Raw genomic sequence first — 22363 nt, forward strand, 5'->3', positions numbered from 1 at the left:
CCAAGTGTAAGTAGTTATTTAACTCAGCGCACGGTTGACCGCAGAAGTAATTGCTTTCAGGGAAGCGTAGGTGATGGAACCTGCGATGCCCACACCCCAGAACTTCTTGCCGTTAACCTCCGCCAAAACGTAGGCGGCAGCTTCGGCATCGTCACCTGCGGTACGGGCATGCTGCTCATATTCCTGCACCTCAACATCAATGCCCAAGGACTCCAGCGCGTTGGCATATGCGGCGATTGGGCCGTTACCGTGGCCTTCGATAGTCGTCTCAGAACCATTAACGATCAGGCGGGCGTGAATGCGAGCCTCATCGTTTTCAGTTTCTGCAGCATCAACGCTCATAGAGACTTGCTCCACAGGGCTGGTGCTATCCAAGTATTCGCGGGCGAAAATGTCCCACATGTTCTTGGAATTCACCTCGCCGCCCTCGGCATCGGTGACTTCCTGCACGATCGAAGAAAACTCGACCTGCATAGGACGAGGCAGCGCCAAACCGTGATCGGTCTTCATAATGTAAGCAACACCACCCTTGCCGGACTGCGAGTTCACACGGATCACTGCCTCGTAGTTGCGGCCCACATCCTTCGGGTCGATCGGCAGGTATGGAACCTCCCAAGTTTCTCCACGCAGCTCGTCCCAGGAGACTTCGGTGTGGGTCGCGCCGGGGTGTACTCGGGATGCCATGGCATCCAGGCCCTTGTTAACGGCATCTTGGTGGGAGCCAGAGAATGCTGTGAATACTAGGTCGCCACCATAGGGGTGGCGTTCTGGGACGCGCAGCTGGTTGCAGTATTCAACGGTGCGACGGATTTGATCGATGTCCGAGAAATCAATTTGTGGGTCCACGCCTTGGGTGAACATGTTCAGGCCAAGGGTGACCAAGCAGACGTTGCCGGTGCGTTCGCCATTGCCGAACAGGCAGCCCTCGATTCGGTCCGCGCCAGCGAGGTAGCCCAGTTCTGCTGCTGCGACACCGGTGCCGCGATCGTTGTGGGGGTGCAGAGACAAGATGATGCTGTCGCGTCGGTTGAGGTTGCGGTGCATCCATTCAATGCCATCGGCGTAAACGTTTGGGGTGATCATCTCAACTGTTGAAGGCAGGTTGATGATGATAGGGTTTTCTGGGGTTGGGTCCATGACCGCGACGACGGCATCGACGACTTCCTTGGCGTATGTCAATTCGGTTCCGGTGTAGGACTCGGGGGAGTACTCCCAGCGCCAATTGGTATCGGGGTAGTCCACTGCGATCGATTTGATCAGCTCGGCAGCATCGGTAGCCAACTTTTTAATTGCTGCTTTGTCTTTGCGGAATACTACGTCTCGCTGCAGGATCGATGTGGAGTTGTAGAAGTGCACGATCACGTTTTTCGCGCCCTCGCATGCTTCGAATGTGCGACGGATCAGGTGTTCACGTGCTTGTACGAGGACCTGGATGGTGACATCGTTCGGAATCATATTGTTCTCAATGATTTCGCGAACAAAGTCGAAGTCGGTTTGCGAGGCGGATGGGAAGCCGACTTCGATTTCCTTGTAACCCATGTTGACCAGCAGGTTAAACATGCGGCGCTTGCGCTCAGGGCTCATTGGGTCGATGAGTGCTTGGTTGCCATCACGAAGGTCTACTGCGCACCACTGTGGCGCCTTAGTGATGCGTTTTTGCGGCCAAGTGCGGTCGGGGAGATCGATGTTTTCTACTTCGACGTGAAACGGCTGGTATCGATTTACTGCCATGGAGGAATTGCGCTGAGTGTTCCATGGAGCCTGACCTGGTGCTTTATCACCACGTGGGGTGACAATGGCTGCAGGGGCGGAGATGAAAGTATCTGGGGAGGTCATTGGTAGTTTCCTTCACGTGGGTTCTTGTTGCAGCCGGCTACACTAGAACTCCGCGACGGGGAGCCGGCTGTGTGTAAGGGACGTTAAGCCTGTGACCCGCCGCGGCGAAGAAGGAGAAGATTCGCGCGATTCATGTGAAGTAGCATACATGAATCCCGTCTCATGCGCTAGGTATCCCACTATGTGGAACATGTTGTGGGGTGTGTCGTGGTTGGGGGTGGAGTGGGGTAAAAATGTACATATGATTGACGCCCGCGATTGCCTAGCACTTGATGCTGCCAAACTTTATTACGTAACAGGTTTGGGTCAGGCACAGGTCGCTAAGGAGCTGGGGATTTCTCGTCCTACAGTATCCAAGCTGCTATCGCATGCTCGTGATAAAGGATTTGTCACCATCTCCCTGAATGACCCTCGCGAGGTTGCAGGTGGGTACGTCGAAAAGCTTTGTGCTCGCTATGGGCTTGCCGATGTCCGCGTCGTACAATCCCCTGCAATGGGGCGGGGGCTGACTGGCGAGCTGGGTAATGCCGGTGCAGCGCTGCTGGAAGAGGTTGTAAAGGACGGTATGACGGTGGGTGTGTCGTGGGGTGACACGATGCTGGCCGTTTCTGAGCATCTGCGTACCTTGCCCTTGGTGGATGTAAAGGTGGTGCAACTTAAAGGCGGGCACTCGCATACTGCACGCAACACTAACGACATGGTGACGCTGACGCGCTTCTCGCGAGCTCTGAATGCGGAAATGATGATGTTGCCGCTGCCTGTCATTCTTGATAGCAAAGAAGCTAAAGAGCTGGTAGTAAAAGATCGACATATTGCGTCCATGCTGAACTTGGGGGCGCATTGTGACGTTGCTGTGTTTACAGTCGGCGCGGTAAAGCCGGAAAGTTTGCTGCTTAACTTGGGGTATTTGTCGCCTGGCGAGCAGGCTCGCTTGATGGAGCATGCGGTGGGTGATGTGTGCTCGCGCTTTTATGATGCTCAAGGCGAGGTTGCGGACCCTGATATTGATGCTCGCACAGTGGGAATATCGCTGGCAGATTTGAAGAAGCGGCCTGTACGGGTGCTGGTAGCGGGCGGTTTGGAGAAGGCGCCGGCGATTGAAGCTGCCTTGCGTACCGGTGTGGCGACCCATGTGGTGATTGATCATGCTACGGCGCAGCGCGTGGTAGAGATGGCGTAGTGAAGATGTGGCGCTGTTAATGCGGTCGAATACTAGTGCCATTTTTATTTCCCCCTGTGTTTGATTGGCTGATTTTGAGTGTAGTCATAGTGCTATAACATGCGCTAGCCCCTACTGCTACCCCTTTTTGTTCGAATGCTCTTTCGGATGTCAAGCCCCTGCGATACACTCGCAACCACCATGAACAACCAGGGGGCTACACATCATGAACACCACAGGAGAAACCACACAACCGTTCTACAGTCACTGCGACATGAACGACCCACTTTGCCGCGCCGAACGACTACGCATCCAATTCGACTACTACCGCTGGCACAGCCTACAACCCGATGACAACGACGACGTTGACACCTACACCGCAGACATCGCCACCCGCATCGGCAAAACCCAACGCTACGTCTGCGACCACCTCGACGCCATCTACTACCTCACCCAACTCCCACAACTCCACACCCTCTACCAACAACTCTGGCACCTCGACGACACCCGACTTATCACCATCACCAGAATCATCTCCGCACTACCTACCACCTACTATGACGCCATCGACACCCACCTGACACGCTGGCTCACACCCACCCAACCAGCACAAACCATCCCCAGTACCAGGGCCATTACCCGATTCCTACGCAAAACCATCACCCACCTCGGCTACCACCTCGACAACACCCGAAAACCAGAACAATACGTCTACATCTACGACGCCGGACACGGACTCGCAGGCATCGACGCCCTCATCCACGCCGGTGTCGCAGAACTACTCGAGACCACCTTGCGCAATATCAAAAAGACTCATAGCTGTGATGACTCCACAGCCCTGCAACTACTGTTGGAAGATAAAACCAGTGTGGTGATCAACCTCTATGACACCGGCACGGGGATTACCTACACCCCGCAGGGAACAGCTCTGCCTCAGGTGCCTGAGCATCCTGTTATTCGTGTGCTCGGTGACGCTGATGTGGCTGTGTCGACTGGTTATCGATTTACAGAAGCAATGCGCAGGTTTATTCAAGGACGTGATGGGGTGTGCCGTTTCCCTGGTTGTGGGGTGCCAGCACAGTGGTGCGATATTGACCATGTTGAAGAATATGATCTCGGTGGGGTTACCGGTGCGGTTAACGCTCAGTGTTTATGTCGGCATCATCACAATGTGAAAACGTCTCGTCGGGTCGATTGTGAGATTGGTGCCGGTGGTGTGGTGACGTGGCAGATCGGTGATCGTAGGGTGGTTACCACACCGGAAGGGGTGCTAGCGGGGCAAACGTTTAGGCAACGCAGAGAAAAGAAAATCAAAAAAGCGGCATAGGGGATGAGGGATGCGCGCGCGGGGTTGCTCGCGCGTGGATTCCGCATGCCTAAATTTAGTAACCGCCCAGTGGACTATGACGGCTCTTCTGGTTTTGGAGTGCATTGATTTTGTGTCGGATGTTGGCGGCGTGGATCAGGCACCACAAAATGTAGTGGTCGAGGTTACAGAAGCCTAGGGCGATGCCGCGTAGGAATTCTAGGCAGGCCGTTGATAGCTTCGACGGGCCCGTGGGATACTTTGTGGTCGAAGTAGGCGAGGGGTGTCCTTGCGGCGCTTGTTCATGGCTTTCTTGGCTGCTTGCTTGTTGGTAGTAGGTCTAGGTCTGTTGTAGCGGCGCGTAGTCGTCGTCGAAGTCAAACAGTTTTTCAAGCCGCCCACGGAGCTTGTCACCGGCTAGGCGTACAACGTGGAACGGGTCTATGACTTAGGTAGCGTTGAAAATGACTTCGCCAGCGGCGGTGGCATAGCCTTGGAAGCCGTCCATGTTGATGATGGTGACCTGATTATGGAACTTCGCTGTGATTATTCAGCCATGTTCGCAAACGCGTTAGCGCTTCTTTCTGGGACAACGTCAAAAAGCCGGGCGGGGCGGATGACGTTTCCGTCGCGTCATGTGTGTCGGTTGTGCGACCAGTGATGCTCATCAACACCGATGACCGTGACCCCCGTTGAGGTAGTGCTTGTCGTTGTAGATCACGTCGCGGACAGCGGCTAAGGTCAAGGTGTTGCAGGATCCAGTGGGTCACCTTGTTAGTGGTTTTTGGATTGTCGGGTGCGCAGGCAAGGCCCGTGTGGAAGGTCTTCTGCAAGCAGCGCTTGTTAGTGCACCGGTAGCGTGGAAGGCGCACATGAAGGCGTGTTGGGTGGTCGATGATGGGTAGATCGACTAGGCTGCGGATGACGTGGTCGCGCAATACTCTAGGCTGCCTGCATGTGGGGCATTCATTGATGGGCTCGGCTTCGATGACGATGGCATTTGGGTTGGGCTGCACGGTAGGTCCTTGGTTTTGGGGTGGATGGTTTAGATACCCTTTTCCTACAAAGCTAAGGCCCTAGTATCTTGTGCCACGCCTGACCCCTCGGCGAGCTAATCAATGCACTCTAAAACTGGAAGCACCGCTAAACGGGGGTATTTCGAAGGATTTTTCTCCGAACTTCACACCAAATCGCAAGAAAACCGGCCGTTTGACTGAATTTGGTGTGAAGTGCCGTCTTTTTCGGGGGTGAGCGGGGGTGGCGCGCCCACCAACGCCCACCAACGCCAGCCAACCCCAGCCAATCCATGGTTATGGAAAACGTCCCACTCCGCGTAGTGCCACGCCCGAACCCCCGGCGAGCTAATCAATGCACTCTAAAACCGGAAGAGCCACTATGATATAGACCATAGAACAAATGTAAAAGTGGTCGTTGACATTTGTAACCACTCGGGCTTAACCTCAAAGTATCAGATAATTCACGAGCGAGGAGATGTACGTCATGGCTGAAAAGTCAACCCCACACATCAATCCCAAGGGCGTCGATATCGCAGAAACTGTTCTGCTGCCTGGCGACCCACTGCGTGCAAAGTTTATCGCAGACACCTACCTAGAAGACGTTGTGCAGTTCAATTCGGTGCGCAACATGCTCGGCTTCACCGGTACCTACCAAGGAACCCCAGTTTCTGTGATGGGCTCCGGTATGGGTATGCCTTCCATCGGCATCTACTCCTACGAGCTCATTAACTTCTTTGATGCCCGCAACGTCATTCGTGTGGGCTCCATCGGCGCTATGCAGAAAGATATTGACCTCTACGAGATCATCGTTGCAGCATCTGCATCCACCGACTCCAACTTCCTTGAGCAGTACAACCTGCCTGGCACCTACGCCCCAACTGCATCGTGGACCCTGCTGAGGGCGTTCATGGATGAGGCAGACCGCAAGGGTAAGAAGGTTCACGTCGGCAACATTTTGTCCTCCGATGTTTTCTACAACGCTGATAATACCGTGAATGAGCGTTGGGCTCGCATGGGTGTGCTCGGTGTAGAGATGGAATCGGCAGCACTGTACTCCATCGCCGCATACGCTGGCGCAAATGCTCTGGGCGTATTTACCGTGTCGGACAACCTGTTCACCGGAGCACGCACCACGGCTGAAGAGCGCGAAAGCGCCTTCACCGACATGATGGAACTCGCACTACCATTGGCACGCGCATGACAACGCACAACGCAACCTTGAAGCCTACTGATCCGAAGGCAGCAGTGCCGGTCCTGCTGTTCAGCTTCGTTTTCTGTTTGATTGTGGACAATGGTTTTAAGACTATGACCGGCCCGATGGCAGAGGGCTTGGGCATTGACCCCAACACAGCCTCGCTGCAGGCCTCGCTTGCAGGTGTGATCATCGGCATTGGTGCGGTTGTTTATGCTGCACTCGCTGACGCCATCTCGATCCGCAAACTCATGCTCATCGGCATCGGCCTAGTGGTTGTAGGATCCGTCACCGGATTCGTGTTCTCCGGCTCGTGGCCACTTGTTCTTGCAGGTCGCCTCATTCAGACCGGTGGCCTCGCTGCAGCGGAAACGCTGTACGTGATCTACGTGACCAAGCACCTCGCAGCGGAAGACCAAAAGACCTACCTCGGCTTTTCTACCGCCGCATTCCAGTCCGGCTTGCTGGTAGGCGCACTGACCTCTGGTGCTATCTCTACCTACATCGGCTGGCGCGTGATGTTCTTGGTCCCACTGATCCTGATCGTGGCAGTGCCATTTATCCTCAAGACCGTCCCAGAAGAAGAAGCCTCCTCGTCGCACCTCGATGTTGTTGGTCTATTCCTGATCGCTATCTTTGCTACCTCGGTTATCCAGTACATGCAGGCCTTCAAGCTTTTCTGGTTGGCATTCATGCTGGTCAGCATCGTGATTTTTGTCTGGTACGTACGCAACGCCAAGAACCCAGTGGTCAACCCAGAGTTCTTCAAAAATGGTCGCTACGTATGGGCAATACTGCTCGTGCTGATCATTTACTCCACCCAGCTCGGATACATCGTGCTGCTGCCATTCGCAGCTAAAGAGTTCCACGGGCTAGACCAAGCTCAGGCATCCTATCTGATGATCCCAGGCTATATCTGTGCAGTCCTGATCGGCATTTTCTCCGGAAAGATCGGCAAGCTGATGACGTCGCGACGCACGATCTTCACCGCACTGGGCATGATCATCGTCGCCCTCGTGGTCGGCGCGCTCGCCATCCAGGTTCACGTTGCCGTGGCAATCGCCTCGATCATCCTGTTCGCATCCGGATTTGCGCTGCTCTACGCACCACTGGTGAACACTGCGCTCGCCAACATCCTGCCGGAGAAATCCGGTGTGGCCATTGGCTTCTACAACCTGACCATCAACATTGGTGTCCCACTCGGTATCGCCTACACCTTCAAGCTGATGAACCTCAACATCGGAACCAACGCCGTGATCTGGATTCTTGCCGCGATCGCTGTCGTCGGAGCCGTGATGTACTTCATCGCTGACCGCGCGCTATTTAGCCGCGAAAAGGCCGCAGGCATCGATTCCGTAGCAAACCACTAAAACATCCACCCACTTCTCAAGGAGACTCAACAAAATGACTACCCGCAACGACGTAGCCCAGATGATCGACCACACCCTGCTCAAGCCAGAGGCAACCACCGACGACTTCAAGGCACTCATCGCCGACGCCGCCCGCCTCGGCACCTACTCGGTATGCGTATCCCCATCCGCACTCCCAGTTGAGGTTCCAGAAAACCTCCACGTAGCAACTGTTGTGGGCTTCCCGTCCGGCGCCGTCAAGCCAGAGATCAAGGCTGCTGAAGCTGCCCGCACTGTTGCCGATGGTGCAGAAGAAGTCGACATGGTGATCAACATCGCCCTCGCCAAGGAAGGCAAGTTCGACGAGCTCGAGGCCGAGATCAAGGCTGTTCGCGACGCCGTCCCAGCACCAGGAATCCTCAAGGTCATCCTCGAAACCGCAGCACTGACTGACGACGAAATCGTCGCAGCATGCAAGGCCTCCGAAAACGCTGGCGCAGACTTTGTCAAGACCTCCACCGGCTTCCACCCAGCAGGTGGCGCAAGCGTTCACGCAGTGGAAATCATGCACGCAACCGTGGGCGGCCGCCTCGGAATTAAAGCCTCCGGCGGCATCCGCACTGCCAAGGATGCCCTTGCCATGATCGAAGCAGGCGCTACCCGCTTGGGTCTGTCTGCCTCCGCAGCCATTCTTGAAGAACTAGGAGAGTAGAACAATCATGAGCTACGCAGAGCTAGAGCGCACAGCCCGCGAGTGGGCGGACCACGATCCCGACCCTCGCACCAAAGAAACCATCGAGGGCTGGCTTAAAACTCACGACGAAGAATCCCTCCAGCAGGCATTCAACGGACCGCTGACTTTTGGCACCGCCGGCCTGCGAGCACGAGTGGGCGCAGGTGAATCCCAGCTCAGCCTGGCAGTCATCCTGCGCACCACCTACGGCCTAGTCAACTGGGTAAAAACCCAGCTCGGCGCAGATGCCACCCCTACGATCGTGATCGGCTGCGACGCCCGCCACGGATCCCTAGAGTTCCACCAAGCCGCAGCGGAGGTAGTCTCCGCAGCCGGCGGACGCGCCCTGCTGCTACCAGCTAAAAACCCCACCCCACTGACCGCCTTTAGTGTGAAGAAGTTTGGTGCCGATGCCGGCATCATGGTCACCGCCTCGCACAACCCGCCAGCCGACAACGGCTACAAGGTCTACCTCGGTGGACACATCGCCCAAGGCCCAGCCGAAGGCGTGCAGCTGATCAGCCCAGCTGACAAAGAAATCTCCGAGGCAATCGCAGCAGCACCGTACGCAGACGAGATCCCACGCACCACCGACAACATCGAACATGTTGACCCACGCGAGGACTACCTCACCCGCGCACTGACCCTCGCAGACAAGAAGAGCGACATCCTCATCGCCCTGACTGCCATGCATGGTGTCGGCGCAGCCTTGGGTGAAAAGGTGCTCACCGCTGCCGGATTCAACGTCTCCCTCGTACCAGAACAAGCCGAGCCAGACCCAGATTTCCCCACGGTGTCCTTCCCGAACCCAGAGGAAAAAGGTGCCCTCGACCTGGCGAAAGCACACGCCAACACCATCGGTGCAGATGTCATCATCGCCTACGACCCTGACGCGGACCGCTGTGCCGTCGCCACCCCAGACGCTAACGCCGAAGGCGGATGGCGCCAGCTCAGCGGCGACGAGACAGGTGCGGTGCTAGGTGCATACCGTGCGAGCGTCGCAAAGCCAGGCTCCATGGCCAACTCCATCGTCTCCGGCCGCCTGCTCTCCAAGATCGCCGAAGCCGCAGGGCGTACCCACGCCACCACGCTCACCGGATTCAAATGGATCGCACGCACCCCTGAACTCGTATTCGGCTACGAGGAAGCCATCGGATTCTGCTGCGACCCAGAAGCAGTCGCCGACAAAGACGGCGTTTCCGCCTCCGTGGTCGTAGCGAGCCTCGTCAGTGCCCTCAAAGCCGAAGGCCGTACCTTGGACGACGCCCTCGACGACCTGGCCCGCGAGCACGGCCTCTACCAGACCGCTCCGCTAACCTTCCGCGTCGACGATCTCTCCATCATCGCCCGCGCCATGAGCACCCTGCGCGCACAACCGCCAACGGAACTCGCAGGAGCAACCGTCACCGAGGTCACCGACCTCAACGACCCAACCCTGCCATGGGGCGCAACCGACGGCATGATGTTCATCACCGACCACAACGACCGCATCATCTGCCGCCCATCCGGCACCGAGCCAAAACTCAAGTGCTACCTCGAAGTGGTCATGCCTGTCACCGGTGACACCATCCCACGCGCTGAAGCAACCCAACGCCTCGACACTATCGCCACCGCACTGCGCACCCACCTCGGAATGTAGGAGAGAAACAACCTCCGCGTTCAGCCTTGCTACATTAGTGACAAGTATGAATAAGGTACTCACAGCACTAGCCCTCGTAGCCGCAACCACCGCGTTGCGCCTCGGGGCTTTTGCCATAGCAGGAGCAACCGCCGGAATCCCCAACGCCATCACCACCGCAGCGCTGGAATGGGACGCCGACCAATACCTCACCATCGCCCGCGACGGCTACCTCGCCAACCCCGAAACCAGCGTCGCATTCTTCCCAGGGCTGTCCATGGCCATGCGCCTGCTCAGTGCGATTACCCACCTGCCGCTAGAAGCATCGGGGCTGATCATTGTTACGATCGCCACGGTTGCTCTCGCCCTAGCGGTCATGCGGCTCGCCGAACTTATGGGAATCGCCACGCCGAGCGGACGTATCGTCGCAACGCTTGTGGTGCTTTTAGCGCCCATGTCCGGCACCTTCACTATGGTCTACACCGAGGCCCCCTTCATGGCGCTAAGCCTCTGGGCAATCGTCGCCATGATGCAAGAACGCTGGCGGCAAGCAACCCTCCTCGTCGCGCTTGCAGGGCTCGTACGCCTCACCGGAATCGACCTCGTAGCCACCTTCGCCATCGTCTTGCTGCTGGCCTCCAAACGCCACCTGCCCCTCGCCGTAATCGCAGCCCTGCCCACCGCCAGCTACCTCGCCTGGGCCTCCTGGGTCACCCGCGACGCCGGCGGCTACTTCGGCATCCAAGAAAAAGGCTGGGGCTCGGGTTTCGACGGCGGAATCAGCACCATCAACTGGATCATCCACAGCCTCCACGAACCCATCCGCCTCGGCTACATAATCAGCTCCGCCAGCATGATCATCGCCATCATTGCTCTAGTGGTTGCTTATCCGCGTCTCCCACTCGCACCCTGGCTCTTCTCGCTATTTATTGGCCTCAACGTGCTGCTCAGCGGCGGAATCATGCACTCCCGCCCGCGGCTCCTGCTACCCATGGTCCTGCTCGCTCTGCCATTTATCCGCACCTGGCCTGCGGTAATTCTGTGGTCGCTAGGAGGACTTGCCATCTCGGCCTACATGATCGTGGTATTCCCCTGGGCGATCTAAATTAGCTCCCAACACCACGCCACGACAATGCAAAAGTAGACACCACCATGGTGATCAACGCGGCCGCCATAAACGCCCAGTTCAAGCCATACACTTGGAACTGCTCACCCAACACCGCATAGCCCAAAGCAAAAGCCACAATCGGCTCCACAATGGTCATCGCCGGCAGGGAATTTTTTAGCGGCCCAGCATTAAAAGCGTACTGCTGAATCACAGTGCCCAAAATCGCACCAAACAGCAGGGAATAGCCCTGCCAAGAAAACACAAGAGTGGTGATACCGCCATGAGTCATGATGTCCACCGTGGCCTTGGAAAGAACAGCTACGTAGCCATACACGCCGCCAGTGATAGCCCCTAGGACTAGGGCGCGAGTATTAAGAGCGAGGCTGCCGGAAATAAACCACAGCGCTAGCAGAATAACAGCGCCGATTCCGAGGGCGAGAAGCCAACGATCCATAGGGGGCTGGGGGTCACCAGCGGCCGGTTTGCCCAGCACAACGAGGATAGCGACGGCCACCGTGAGCGCGCCCGCCCAGCCCATCTCGTCGCGGCTGGGGCGGCGGCCGTCGTAACGCGCGGACAGCGGAAGCGTGAACATAAGCGACAGCACAAGGATTGGTTGAACTACCAAAAGGGTGCCAAAACCGAGAGCCACCACCTGGAGCGCGTAGCCGAGCAGGGCAGTGAGGCTACCGACCCACCAGCGGAAACGAGTGACCGCTTCGAGGAGGGGAGAGCCGTCGGTTTCCTCGGCTATGCGGTGCCGGACCACGGTGCCCCATGCGATGGTGAGGGCCGAGGCGAGGGCGAACGCCATGGCGAGGAAATTGCTGTACATCGGGGTTTAGCCTATACGGTTTGCGCAGCATCATTGCTTTACGACGCTCCCTCTGCACTATTCACCCCCGAATTATATGCAGTGTTCAAAATTGACTGTAGTATAGAAATTCGTAATTTCATGGTCTTGAACGAGGGACGCACACGCTGGTTAACGCGGCGTTGTGGCGTTCCGGGAAGGGCGTAGCCCCGTGGCACTTGTAGTACAGAAATATGGAGGTTCTTCGCTAGAAAGCGCGGAACGGATCCGACGTGTCGCTGAACGGATCGTGGCCACTAAGAAGCAGAGGCACGACGTAGTCGTCGTGTGTTCTGCCATGGGGGATACCACCGATGAGCTGCTCGACCTTGCAGCACAGGTGAATCCAGTTCCGCCAGCACGCGAGATGGATATGTTGTTGACGGCTGGCGAGCGTATCTCGAATGCGTTGGTGGCCATGGCCATTGAGTCCTTCGGGGCGAAAGCGCAGTCGTTTACAGGTTCACAAGCTGGTGTGATCACCACGGAGCGCCACGGAAACGCGCGCATCGTGGACGTCACCCCAGGGCGTGTACGTGAAGCCTTGGACGAGGGCAAGATCTGTCTTGTCGCCGGATTCCAAGGTGTGAACCGCGAATCAAAGGACGTGACCACGCTGGGTCGTGGCGGTTCCGATACCACCGCAGTGGCGTTGGCAGCAGCGCTTAACGCTGATGTGTGCGAGATCTACTCGGACGTAGATGGCGTGTACACAGCGGACCCCCGCATTGTTCCTAACGCACAGAAACTGGAAAAGCTGTGTTTCGAGGAAATGCTGGAGCTTGCCGCAAGCGGTTCCAAGATTTTGGTATTGCGCAGTGTTGAGTACGCCCGCGCGTTTGGCGTGCCGCTGCGTGTTCGTTCGTCTTATAGCAATGATCCCGGCACATTGGTCGCCGGCTCGATGGAGGATATCCCTGTGGAAGAAGCAGTACTAACTGGTGTAGCGACCGACAACTCTGAAGCTAAGATCACGGTTCTGGGTATCCCAGATTCCCCAGGCAGCGCATCGGCAGTGTTCCGCGCGCTTGCCGACGCCGAAATCAACATCGACACGGTGCTGCAAAACATCTCCTCCCTCGAGGACAACCGCACCGACATTACCTTCACCTGCCCGCGTGCCGACGGCCCCCACGCCATGGAACTGCTCCGCAACCTGCAGACAAAGAACGACTGGCAGAACGTGCTTTACGACGATCAGATCGGCAAGGTTTCCCTCGTCGGCGCCGGTATGAAATCCCACCCAGGAGTCACCGCAGAGTTCTGCGAAGCGCTGCGCGACGCCGGTGTGAACATCGAACTGATCTCCACCTCCGAAATCCGCATCTCAGTACTGATCCGCGAATCGGACGTCGATGTGGCAGCCCGTGCCATCCACGAGAAGTTCGAGCTCGGTGGCGAAACCGAAGCAATTGTCTACGCTGGTACCGGACGCTAGATACATTTAAGCTACACACTTATCTACTGATAATCCGAAGGGGATACCATGACCACTGTTGCAGTTGTCGGGGCCACCGGCCAAGTCGGCCGCGTAATGCGTTCGATCTTGGAAGAGCGTGACTTCCCACTGGACACCATCCGATTCTTCGCCTCTGCGCGTTCCGCCGGAACCACCTTGCCCTACAAGGGTCAAGAGGTTGAGGTTGAAGACCTAGCTCTGCAAACCGAAGAAAGCCTCGCGGGTATCGACATCGCGTTGTTCTCCGCAGGCGGTAGTACCTCCAAGCAGTACGCACCCCTGTTCGCCGCAGCTGGCGCAACCGTGGTGGACAACTCCTCTGCGTGGCGTAAAGACGACGAAGTGCCACTCATCGTTTCTGAGGTCAACCCAGACGCAAAGAGCGACGTGGTCAAGGGCATTATTGCGAACCCCAACTGCACCACCATGGCAATCATGCCTGTAGTCAAGGCGCTTCACGACGCCGCCGGCGCGACCAAACTGCATGTCTCCTCCTACCAGGCGGTATCCGGCTCCGGACTCGCCGGTGTAGAAACCCTGATCAAGCAGGTTGCTGAGATCGGCGACCGCGCCGTAGAGCTCGTTCACGACGGCTCCCTGCTCGCACCGGAAGACCTAGGCCCCTACGTGGCACCCATCGCGTTCAACGCCCTGCCATTCGCTGGCAACCTTGTGGAAGACGGCACTGAGGAAACCGACGAAGAACAGAAGCTACGCAACGAGTCCCGCAAGATCCTCGGCCTGCCAGACCTGAAGGTTGCCGGTACTTGTGTTCGCGTGCCAGTCTTTACCGGCCACACCATGGTGGTGCACGCTGAGTTCAACAACGCCATCACCCCAGACCAGGCACGCGAAGTGCTCGGAAACGCTGCCGGTGTTGACGTTGTGGACGTTCCAACGCCACTCGCTGCTGCAGGCGTAGACAACTCCCTCGTGGGCCGTATCCGCCAGGATCAGACCGTAGACGACAACAAGGGCCTCGTCTTTGTTGTCTCCGGCGACAATCTACGCAAGGGCGCTGCACTCAACGCCATCCAGATTGCTGAGCTTTTGGTCTAAAGCTTGTAAACGGTCACAGTTTTCACACCGCCCTCCGCTTCCTGAACTGCTCCTCATTATTTGGACTGAGAAATCAGTTTCCGACTAGTGGGGAGTATTTCTTTTGAGAGTACAAAGTTCTCTGAGCCAGTTGCAGCGAGAACAGCTCGTTGCATTGTTTGACCAGGATTTAGGGTACAAGGCCGCAGCCCATCGGTTAGGAGTTGGCCCTTATCCGGTAAGAAGGCTTGAGCATCGATTCAAGCTTCATGGCAGGCTATGTCTTGTGGAGAAACCAACCAAGCAGCAGTATTCCTTCAAGGTGAAAAAGGAAATCGTCGACCAGTTCAACGCTGGCCAGTCCAACTTTCGGGGGCCAGTTCATCCCTGTGGAGGGCTGTTTTATTATGCCTTGAGGTATTGTGAATTCAATTGTGTGCCACGCAACACTATGCAAACGTTCGCATTGCAAATATGCGTCAATTCTTAAAGTTGCAGGCCTACCCCCGTTTATTTATAAAAGTACTCCGCAAAAAGAGGTATGAAATACATATCTAAAGTGCATGGTTTGCAAATGTGCGTAGTTTGTTTGTTAAATGTAAAGGTCAACGCATGTTTTTGGCTTGGCCCTAACTGAGAGACAGTCTGTCACGCTTATATGAACGTGAAAATGTGGCTATGTGAACACGCTTAGTATTTGATCGAAATATAAATCTCGATTAGGCTAAATAGATTAAATGCTACCTGCTATTCCTATGAAAAAGCTCCCTCAACGCAGGAAACAACACTCTTGAAATTGGAAAGGGCACCCATGCGCTCGCTCGCACGAAAACTTGCGACCATAGGCCTCATATTCGGCCTCACGCTTCCGTCAACAGTTTCCGCACAAGATCTTTTGAATAGTTTGACTGTGGAAGGCGAAGATCGGCTCGGCACTCCGCAACCGTGGGATGGAAGCCACTTAGATACGAGTCCAAACACTCATTTTAATGAGGGTGCTGCAGATAATGGGGCTAATGGTGTGCTGGGGTCGGAAAGTGGAGATGGAACGCCTGTAAAGCCGGAAGACGGTGTGTCTATCGTTCAGCCGGCAGCATCGCCGGTTGAAGGCGCGTTGAGTTGTAAGCCTGGTGAATTTTATGGCCTAACTACAGATACGGGAAAGTTATATAAAGCAACGATTTCCGGTAAGGAAATAACTACCCAAAGCGTGCCTGGTAAATTCTCCGAACAATGGGTACAGCAGACAAATGGCTTAGCTATCGGGTATCACGGGACCTTTGCATATGCATATGATAAACGATCTTCCGGCTCCGATCCCTATGTTGACTTAAGGATTTGGACGCCTCAAAACGGTTTTAGCGAGGTTAAAAAAATACGTTTGGGTTCTGTAAGAACGACTGGTTTTGGTGTGGCCAATTTAGTGGCTGGTGCTGCCAAATTGGAACTTGGAAATAGAGATTTTTATTTTGGTGGCTATTCGAACGACTTGGATGAGGGCGTAAAGAAAAAATATTTTAATCTGTGGAAGTATACGGAAAAGTCACAATCGACTCAGTATCTTGGCTATATCAAAACCGGAAAAGCTTCCGACCGTGCAATAAGCGCAAACGGAGACTTGGCCTTTAATGATAACGGCGATATGTATCTCCTCTTGAATGACGGAAAAGAATCACAAGTTTTTACCGTTTCTGCGGAAGATCTAGCTAGGGCTGAAAATCGAGTCGGCACGGATAGCGAAGATTTTCACACTAACGAGCACACAGAGCTGAAGGCGCAGAATGGTGGGATTCTTTCTACCGTTTCAGGGAAAACTTTGAACGGTTTTGCTTTAAATAGTGATGGTACTTTGTTGGTAGCTTCTGCTGATAGCCTTTATCAAATTGACCCTAATGTTGAAGAAATTGTTGCGCGTGGGGAGCTATCGGAATTCCTTAGTGGTGATTTGGCTTCTTGTCAAAATCCGCCAACGCTTGAATTAAAGAAAAAAAGTAAACAATCGTGCAAAACCCTCTGATCAATTTAATCTATCAATAACTCGTGTAAGCGATGATGGGAACGTAGTTACGGGTGAAGTAGATACAAAAGGTGATCAGGTGGGGGAGCAATCGGATAAAGTGGGTCCTTTGCCTGTTCGATCTGGCCGAACTTATATTCTGCGTGAAGGCAAGCCTAGGAGTAATTCTCATGGAAAAGAAACTGATATCCGTGATTATTCGGCTTCATTGACGTGTGTCAACGAAGAGGATGGTAGTGATATCGCGCTACATAAGAATAATGAGTATGAATATTCTCTAAAAATCCCAGAAATAGCATCTTCTGTAAATCATTTGGCTATTAGTTGTACTTTTGAAAATTCTGTTAGAGGCGGGGCTGTTGAATGGGAAAAATTAGGTGAAGCAGCCGATCCTAATGGTGTTAATTTTCCCTTAGGTGATACGGAATGGGAAATTATCCGTAGGGATGGTCAGCCTGATGATGTTAAGTCTTGGAAAATTAGTGATTGTGTAACTGAGCAACCCAGTTGTGGTCTTCGTAACGATGACGATGTTGTTGACGGCAATAATCAGCTAGGAAAGTTCCTAGTCAGAAATCTTCCCTTTGGAACTTATGAACTCCGTGAAACTAAAACTGGTGACGATTATAAGATTCTAGATTCCGGTATTGAATTTACGATATCTAAAGGAATTAACTCCAACTCGAATCCAGTTTCTCTGAAACCAATTCTGAATAAAAGGCATACCGGTTCTGTGGCATGGAAAAAAGTTGATTCCAGAGATCAAATGCGCCTATTAGGTGGGTCTAAGTGGAAACTAGTTTCGGAGGGTAAGGCGGACATTGAAATCGAGGACTGCGTGTCCGGTGATTGCAAAGAATTATTAGATAAAGATCCTAACCCTGGTGCATTTAAGATTGAAAATATTGGGTTGGGAACTTATACCTTGATAGAAACGAATGCACCGGAAGGCTACGCCTTAGGAGATCCAGTATCTAAAGAACTAGTATTGAGCAAAGAGCATGTTCATAAGGGCCTTGATTTAGGTACTATCTCGAACCAAGTTATTCAAGGTTCGGTCACATGGGAAAAAGCACATGCTGGTGCCCCAACTGCGCTATTAGATGGATCTGAGTGGAGCCTTGAAAAGATTGACGGTCGAGTAGAGGGCGTAGAGGATTCTAAGCAAAAGTATTCAGTAACTATCAAGGATTGTTCGTCTGATGGTAGTAACTGTGCGAAGCCAGACGATCCTTCTCTAGTTGATGTTTCTAAAGAAAAAGGAAAATTCCGCGTTGACGGACTAACAGCAGGAAAATATCGTCTCGTTGAAAGCAAAGCTCCTATCCAGTTCAAATTGAATACCACTCCATTTGAGTTCGAAATCAGGTCAAATGGTGAAGTTGTTTCTGTCGGTAGGAAAGTGATGGATTCGGAAAGTCGAACAGAAAAAATTCTGCCGATCGAAAACGAGCCGAAGAACGGCATCAAGCTCCCACTAACAGGTGGTATGGGCTCAGACATTTTCCGAATGGCAGGTGGTGTGCTCGGAATGATCGCTTTGATTGCTGGTGCTTGGTACGTGATTCGTCGTCGTGCATAAGACCTCAAACGTAAAAACTACATCTCTCTTTTAAAAGGAAATTCCCTCATGACTACTCAATCCCTCGGACGCAAATTGGTGTGCAGCCTTGGCGCTACCGCTTTGATCTTGACCTCAACTGCTGCAGTTACCCCCGCTTTTGCAGTAGACGTAGCTGCTCCTAAACCAGCTGAATACGGAAACATCGACGCCACTGCAAAAGGCAGCATCATTGTGCACAAGCACCAGAACCAGAATGCTGAGTACCCGCAGTATGCAGATCCAGAAACCGGATCATTCAACGGCGTACCAAGCGCAGGAGTCGATGGGGTTACATTCGACATCTACAAGCTCGATTATAATCTGACCACCCAACAAGGCTGGGATGAGCTTGAAAAGTTGAAAATCGACAAAGATACCGTCAAAGGGAAAAACCCTACGTCAACTCAAGTCACTAAAAATGGCGGTAAAGCAACTTTCGAAAACCTAGAGCTAGGCGCTTACCTTGTGGTGGAGCGCGACTCCTCAGGTGCTCAGGTTTCGGTTGATGGCGAAGACGTTTCTGTGATCGATCAAGCTGCGCCGTTCGTCGTGACTATCCCGTATCCCAATAACCATGAAGAACGACAAGGCAAAAAACCGAACGGTAAATGGCTCTACAATGTCAACGTCTTTCCAAAGAACTCCGTTTCTCGTATGACTAAAGACGTGGAAGATCAAGCAAAGCATGGTTTGCTATTGGGCTCTGAGGTGCGTTACCCAGTCACCGCACAAATTCCTACATTCCCAACTGGCGATAAACTCAAGTACTTCATCATCACTGACAAGATGAGCGAACACTTTGATGCTAATAGCTTGGGTGTGGACACCGTTCAGATCGGTGCGGATGGATCAGTCCCTCTTACAGAAGAGACTGATTATAAAGTAACAAAGGTCGGAAACACCGTTCATGTTGCTCTGACAAAGGCTGGCCTGACAAAAGCTGGCCAGCATCAAAAAGAGTATGTCCATGTAACCTTCAAAGGTAAATTGACCAGCGTTAGTTATGGCTCGATTGATAATGGTGCTGAGGCATACATCGCATTCACTCCTAATGATGACCCAAATGAGCCTCCAACAGTTCCTCCAGTAGCTACTCCTGAAGACCCTGAAGGTGACGTAACACTTAAGCCTTTGAACTCGCCTCGCGTAATCACCAAGTGGGGTCAAGTGACCATCTTGAAGAAGGACGCTGCTGATGGTCAGACCGGCCTCAAGGATGCCAAGTTCAAGGTTTATGCGGCGAAAGATCCTTACCCAACTGACGGAAAGTGCGTTGCGGAGAAGGGCGAGGAAGTTAAAAAGGACGGTCAAGAATACACTGTGACCACCGGTGAAGAAGGCAAAGCCGTCATTGATGGCCTCTTCGTTGCCGATTGGAAGAGTGGTCAGCCGGTAAAGGATTTCCGCTGCTATGTGCTTGAAGAGACTGAGGCGCCTGCAGGCTTTATCAAGCCTAAGGGTGATAAGGCTTTGACCCCGATTGCCGTCTACCCAGGTTCGTCGAAAGTGGACCATGAGTTCAAGATCGAAAACGTCAAGCGTGACGCTCCGAACCTACCGCTGACCGGTGGTAAGGGTGTCGCTGCGATGATGATCGCTGGTGGTTTGCTGTTGGTTGTGTCTATGGGTGCGGCTGTTGTGTTCGTGCGTCGGATGCGTCGTCAGTAGTAGTGAGTGGGCAGTAGTTAGGTAGTTGAAGATGGTGAGGGATCCGCAGGAGGAGGCGCAGCAACGCAAGCGTTGGGCGTTTTCGGGGTTGGCGTTGTTTGTGTGCCTGACCGCCCTAGCTGGGCTGCTGGTGGGGTTGTACCCGTCGGCGGCGAGCTGGATGTCGGCACGCGACCAGGCCAAACTGATTGACCGCTACGATGCGCGTATCGATAACGCCACGCCGATTAGCGCACACGAGCTGATCCAGTTGGCGCATCGCTACAACGAGCGTCTGACCTCGGGTGCATCGATCGACGCATACTCGCATGTGCCACGCGGCACCGGCGCGGAGTCCGAAGAAGGCCTGTCGTACTGGGACCAGCTGCGTGTCGACGGCAGCGAGGTGATGGCTCGACTGCGGATCCCCACCATCGACGTGGACCTACCTATCTACCACGGCACCTCCGATGAAACCCTGCTCCAAGGGGCAGGGCACTTGGCGGGTACGTCGCTACCCGCCGGCGGGCTGAACACACACTCGGTGATCACCGCGCACCGTGGTCTTGCCAGCGCAGCCATGTTCACCAACCTGGATAAGGTGAAAGACGGTGACCGCTTCACCATCGAAGTGTTCGACGAAGTGCTCACCTATGAGGTGCGAGAAACAAAGGTGGTAAGCCCCGAAGACACCGAATCCCTCGGTGTGCAAGACGGCCGCGACCTCGTCACACTAGTTACCTGCACGCCACTGGGTGTGAACACTCACCGCATTCTGGTCACCGCTGAGCGCGTGACCCCAACCCCACAATCCGACATCGACGCAGCACGCGCCGCGGCACACGTGGGATTCCCCTGGTGGGCAGTCATCCTTGGCCTCGGCATTGCCGTCCTCGCACTGTTCTTCTGGCGCTCCGGATACATGGGCACCGCGCAACCACGCGGTCGTCACACCCGCGCCGAAGACCATGAGGAGGACATGGATGCGGAATAATCGTGGGACGCTAGCCGCACTGGTCGCCATGGTCGTCTGTGCTATCGCGGGCTTGGGTATCGTGCTCTACCCTGTGGTATCCACGCAGGTAAACAACTGGGAGCAATCCCGCCTCGCGCAGTCCATCTCCGACCAAATGCAGCACGCTGATGTTGCAGTGGCAGAGGCTGCGATGGCGATGGCCCACGAATATAACGCCCATATTGGCACCGGCACATTGGAGGATCCTTGGGTGGGCTCCGATGTGACAGCATCGCCGGAATACCAGCACTACCGTGAGCAGCTGAATCAGTACCCTGCGATGGCTCAGCTGAGTATCCCCGCGATCAACGTGAACCTGCCGGTGTACCACGGCACCACCGACGATGTGCTGTTTAAAGGTGCTGGTCACCTGTTTGGTACGCACCTGCCCGTCGGCGGGGTGGGCACCCGCGCGGTCATCACTGCGCACACCGGCATGCAGCACGCCACGTTTTTTGACAACCTCCCAGACCTGAACGTCGGCGATGCGCTCTATGTGCGCACAATTGGAGAAGACCTCAAATACGTGGTCACCGGCACCGAAGTGGTACTGCCCGAAGACGTTGCTGCGCTTCGTTCCGTCGCCGACCGTGACCTGATCACCCTAGTTACTTGCACGCCCTACGGTGCCAACACCCACCGCCTGTTAGTCACCGCAGAGCGTGCACCCATGGGCCCCAGCGAACAACCCTTTGGCACCAGCAACTCCGCTTGGCAGTGGTGGATGTTCCTAGCTCTTGGTCTCGCTGGGCTGTTCGTGGTCGTTATTATCTCGTTGCTCTTGTGGGCACTGTATAAAGGAAAGAAATAAATGATTGGTTACTCGCGTGTAGTGAGTGTCGCACTCAGTAGTGCGCTATTGGCCTCAGCTTTCGTGCTCCCTGCCAGTGCCGTCGAACTGCCGTGCACAGCCGGCAGCATCGAGGTCGGAGCGCACACCAAAGAAGCGGGACAAAAGTTCACCGCATACCGTATCGATGGCATCGACCTGACCGCCGATCAAGGTTGGAAAGACGCTAAAAACCTGAGCACCGCACGGGCCGCCAAAAACCTCATCGAGCCAGGGGTAAGCGCAGAAACCAACCAGTGGGGATTCGTGCGGTTTAACGATCTGCCAGTGGGCGCCTACCTGCTGCGCTCTGAGAAGACCCGCGACTTCATTGTCACCGTGCCAATGAAGGAAAAAGACGGACTGAACTGCGAAGTCGTGGTCCGGCCTAAAGATCAGCCCAGTGGCAACGTAGAGATTCCGCGTATTGATACCCAGGTGCCGCCGAAGCACCCGCAGGTTAACACCAACAAGCCGGGTCCGCGTTCGTGGCTGGCCAGCACCGGTGCGAGCGTGTTGGGGATCGTCGCTGTGGCAGCCTTGCTGATCGCCGTGGGCGTGCTGCTCGTGCGTCGTCGTAAGTAG

17 protein-coding genes and 2 pseudogenes are annotated in these 22363 nt (G+C 54.7%); 15 read left to right on the plus strand and 4 right to left on the minus strand.

Features of this window, described 5'->3' with window-relative positions; genetic code table 11:
• Positions 1–18: 18 nt before the first annotated feature.
• Positions 19–1836 (minus strand): 2-isopropylmalate synthase, encoded by a 1818-nt coding sequence (leuA, locus tag AT687_RS00915; protein WP_014318533.1) that lies wholly within the window; start codon positions 1834–1836, stop codon positions 19–21.
• A 241-nt stretch (positions 1837–2077) separates the two neighbouring features.
• On the opposite strand from leuA, the gene AT687_RS00920 reads away from it, so the two are divergent.
• Complete coding sequence (locus tag AT687_RS00920) at positions 2078–3016, plus strand: sugar-binding transcriptional regulator (RefSeq protein WP_035119116.1); 939 nt, start codon at positions 2078–2080, stop codon at positions 3014–3016.
• Between the two features lie 205 nt (positions 3017–3221).
• Complete coding sequence (locus AT687_RS00925; protein ID WP_014318534.1) at positions 3222–4322, plus strand: HNH endonuclease signature motif containing protein; 1101 nt, start codon at positions 3222–3224, stop codon at positions 4320–4322.
• Positions 4323–4377: 55 nt separating this feature from the next.
• On the opposite strand, the pseudogene AT687_RS13445 reads toward AT687_RS00925, so the two are convergent.
• Together AT687_RS13445 and AT687_RS13450 are read right to left on the minus strand one after the other, a co-directional pair.
• Positions 4378–5046 (minus strand): annotated as a pseudogene (locus tag AT687_RS13445) (transposase); the annotation flags it as partial.
• Between the two features lie 154 nt (positions 5047–5200).
• Positions 5201–5317, minus strand: a pseudogene (locus tag AT687_RS13450) (hypothetical protein); the annotation flags it as partial.
• A gap of 484 nt (positions 5318–5801) precedes the next feature.
• On the opposite strand from AT687_RS13450, the gene deoD reads away from it, so the two are divergent.
• The 5 genes from deoD to AT687_RS00950 are packed head-to-tail and all read left to right on the plus strand — an operon-like array spanning position 5802 to position 11314.
• Positions 5802–6518 (plus strand): purine-nucleoside phosphorylase, encoded by a 717-nt coding sequence (deoD, locus tag AT687_RS00930; protein ID WP_010934164.1) that lies wholly within the window; start codon positions 5802–5804, stop codon positions 6516–6518.
• A complete protein-coding gene (locus AT687_RS00935) occupies positions 6515–7879 on the plus strand; it encodes an MFS transporter (RefSeq protein ID WP_014318536.1) in 1365 nt (454 codons plus the stop codon). Before deoD ends, AT687_RS00935 begins: the two co-directional genes overlap by 4 nt.
• Positions 7880–7913: 34 nt before the next feature.
• Positions 7914–8570 (plus strand): deoxyribose-phosphate aldolase, encoded by a 657-nt coding sequence (gene deoC, locus AT687_RS00940; protein WP_014302786.1) that lies wholly within the window; start codon positions 7914–7916, stop codon positions 8568–8570.
• A 7-nt stretch (positions 8571–8577) separates the two neighbouring features.
• The gene (locus AT687_RS00945; RefSeq protein ID WP_014318537.1) at positions 8578–10230 is read left to right on the plus strand and encodes a phospho-sugar mutase; all 1653 of its coding nucleotides are present in this window, start codon (positions 8578–8580) and stop codon (positions 10228–10230) included.
• 37 nt (positions 10231–10267) lie between these two features.
• Complete coding sequence (locus AT687_RS00950; protein ID WP_227889259.1) at positions 10268–11314, plus strand: mannosyltransferase family protein; 1047 nt, start codon at positions 10268–10270, stop codon at positions 11312–11314.
• A gap of 1 nt (position 11315) precedes the next feature.
• On the opposite strand, the gene AT687_RS00955 is transcribed toward AT687_RS00950, so the two are convergent.
• Complete coding sequence (locus AT687_RS00955; protein WP_014318539.1) at positions 11316–12152, minus strand: DMT family transporter; 837 nt, start codon at positions 12150–12152, stop codon at positions 11316–11318.
• Positions 12153–12342: 190 nt separating this feature from the next.
• Between AT687_RS00955 and AT687_RS00960 the strand changes: the two genes are divergently transcribed.
• From AT687_RS00960 to AT687_RS00990, 8 genes are all read left to right on the plus strand, one after another.
• On the plus strand, positions 12343–13608 hold the full coding sequence (locus tag AT687_RS00960; RefSeq protein ID WP_014318540.1) for an aspartate kinase: 1266 nt from the start codon (positions 12343–12345) through the stop codon (positions 13606–13608).
• Positions 13609–13656: 48 nt separating this feature from the next.
• Positions 13657–14688, plus strand: coding sequence for an aspartate-semialdehyde dehydrogenase (locus AT687_RS00965; protein ID WP_014318541.1), 1032 nt, complete (start codon positions 13657–13659; stop codon positions 14686–14688).
• 790 nt (positions 14689–15478) lie between these two features.
• Positions 15479–16684, plus strand: a complete 1206-nt coding sequence (locus AT687_RS12875; RefSeq protein WP_227889260.1) for a hypothetical protein — start codon at positions 15479–15481, stop codon at positions 16682–16684.
• Positions 16685–16700: 16 nt separating this feature from the next.
• Positions 16701–18266, plus strand: a complete 1566-nt coding sequence (locus tag AT687_RS12880) for an MSCRAMM family protein (protein WP_330934816.1) — start codon at positions 16701–16703, stop codon at positions 18264–18266.
• A 48-nt stretch (positions 18267–18314) separates the two neighbouring features.
• Complete coding sequence (locus AT687_RS00975) at positions 18315–19955, plus strand: SpaH/EbpB family LPXTG-anchored major pilin (protein WP_014318543.1); 1641 nt, start codon at positions 18315–18317, stop codon at positions 19953–19955.
• A 31-nt stretch (positions 19956–19986) separates the two neighbouring features.
• Positions 19987–20928 carry a class C sortase gene (locus AT687_RS00980; protein WP_014318544.1) on the plus strand — a complete coding sequence of 314 codons (942 nt, stop codon included), beginning with the start codon at positions 19987–19989 and terminating at the stop codon, positions 20926–20928.
• A complete protein-coding gene (locus AT687_RS00985) occupies positions 20918–21760 on the plus strand; it encodes a class C sortase (RefSeq protein ID WP_014318545.1) in 843 nt (280 codons plus the stop codon). The genes AT687_RS00980 and AT687_RS00985 overlap by 11 nt, the downstream gene beginning before the upstream one ends.
• Positions 21761–22363 (plus strand): LPXTG cell wall anchor domain-containing protein, encoded by a 603-nt coding sequence (locus tag AT687_RS00990; protein WP_014318546.1) that lies wholly within the window; start codon positions 21761–21763, stop codon positions 22361–22363.

The organism is Corynebacterium diphtheriae, assembly GCF_001457455.1.
GTDB classification, from domain to species: Bacteria; Actinomycetota; Actinomycetes; order Mycobacteriales; family Mycobacteriaceae; genus Corynebacterium; species Corynebacterium diphtheriae.

What these genes read in the sequence shown, in the direction of transcription:
- leuA (WP_014318533.1), bottom strand. Translation starts at nt 1,836, where the DNA reads ATGACCTCCCCAGATACTTTCATCTCCGCCCCTGCAGCCATTGTCACC.
- AT687_RS00920 (WP_035119116.1), top strand. Translation starts at nt 2,078, where the DNA reads ATGATTGACGCCCGCGATTGCCTAGCACTTGATGCTGCCAAACTTTAT.
- AT687_RS00925 (WP_014318534.1), top strand. Translation starts at nt 3,222, where the DNA reads ATGAACACCACAGGAGAAACCACACAACCGTTCTACAGTCACTGCGAC.
- deoD (WP_010934164.1), top strand. Translation starts at nt 5,802, where the DNA reads ATGGCTGAAAAGTCAACCCCACACATCAATCCCAAGGGCGTCGATATC.
- AT687_RS00935 (WP_014318536.1), top strand. Translation starts at nt 6,515, where the DNA reads ATGACAACGCACAACGCAACCTTGAAGCCTACTGATCCGAAGGCAGCA.
- deoC (WP_014302786.1), top strand. Translation starts at nt 7,914, where the DNA reads ATGACTACCCGCAACGACGTAGCCCAGATGATCGACCACACCCTGCTC.
- AT687_RS00945 (WP_014318537.1), top strand. Translation starts at nt 8,578, where the DNA reads ATGAGCTACGCAGAGCTAGAGCGCACAGCCCGCGAGTGGGCGGACCAC.
- AT687_RS00955 (WP_014318539.1), bottom strand. Translation starts at nt 12,152, where the DNA reads ATGTACAGCAATTTCCTCGCCATGGCGTTCGCCCTCGCCTCGGCCCTC.
- AT687_RS00965 (WP_014318541.1), top strand. Translation starts at nt 13,657, where the DNA reads ATGACCACTGTTGCAGTTGTCGGGGCCACCGGCCAAGTCGGCCGCGTA.
- AT687_RS12875 (WP_227889260.1), top strand. Translation starts at nt 15,479, where the DNA reads ATGCGCTCGCTCGCACGAAAACTTGCGACCATAGGCCTCATATTCGGC.
- AT687_RS00975 (WP_014318543.1), top strand. Translation starts at nt 18,315, where the DNA reads ATGACTACTCAATCCCTCGGACGCAAATTGGTGTGCAGCCTTGGCGCT.
- AT687_RS00980 (WP_014318544.1), top strand. Translation starts at nt 19,987, where the DNA reads ATGGTGAGGGATCCGCAGGAGGAGGCGCAGCAACGCAAGCGTTGGGCG.
- AT687_RS00985 (WP_014318545.1), top strand. Translation starts at nt 20,918, where the DNA reads ATGCGGAATAATCGTGGGACGCTAGCCGCACTGGTCGCCATGGTCGTC.
- AT687_RS00990 (WP_014318546.1), top strand. Translation starts at nt 21,761, where the DNA reads ATGATTGGTTACTCGCGTGTAGTGAGTGTCGCACTCAGTAGTGCGCTA.